Origin of the sequence: Stenotrophomonas sp. A3_2 (genome assembly GCF_036624925.1) — a bacterium.
Classification (GTDB): domain Bacteria; phylum Pseudomonadota; class Gammaproteobacteria; order Xanthomonadales; family Xanthomonadaceae; genus Stenotrophomonas; species Stenotrophomonas hibiscicola.
Genome location: NZ_JAZKVY010000212.1, coordinates 1 through 448 on the forward strand (window position 1 = coordinate 1; position 448 = coordinate 448).

Here is a 448-nt window from a genome sequence, read left to right on the forward strand (position 1 = left end):
CCGGCCCGCCTCCTGCCCGGCGGCGACGCTCTCTGCGCCGGGTGTCACCGCGTTGCGCGCCTCGCCCCGCTTTCGCCCGCCGGAGAGCTTCCAGTAGGTGAGCTGCGTCGCCGCCCCCCGCAGCGCCGCGCCGAACCCGCCTTCGGCCGCCATCGCCGCCTCCAGGGTCAACTGTGCGGCATGCCCGCGTTCCACGGCCGCCTTCGGCGGCACGGTGCCGGTTTTGTAATCCAGCAGCGCAAGCGTGCCATCCGCCAGCATATCGATGCGGTCCGCCCGCCCGGTCAGCGTGAACGGCCCCGCGGGTGCGGCGAAGGTCCAGGCGCCCGCCTGCTCCGCCGCGATCAGCCTGGGGTTGGGCAGGCGGATCCGCCGCGCCATCTCCTCCTCCGCCACCCAGGCCGCGATCCGCGCCAGCCGCGGCCGCCACCAGGCGGCGAGCGCCGGC

General features: G+C 76.3%; 1 protein-coding gene. It reads right to left on the reverse strand.

Features of this window, described 5'->3' with window-relative positions:
- Positions 1 to 448 (reverse strand): PD-(D/E)XK nuclease family protein (locus R5H29_RS07100; protein WP_332328971.1); only part of this gene is annotated, 448 nt, incomplete at both ends.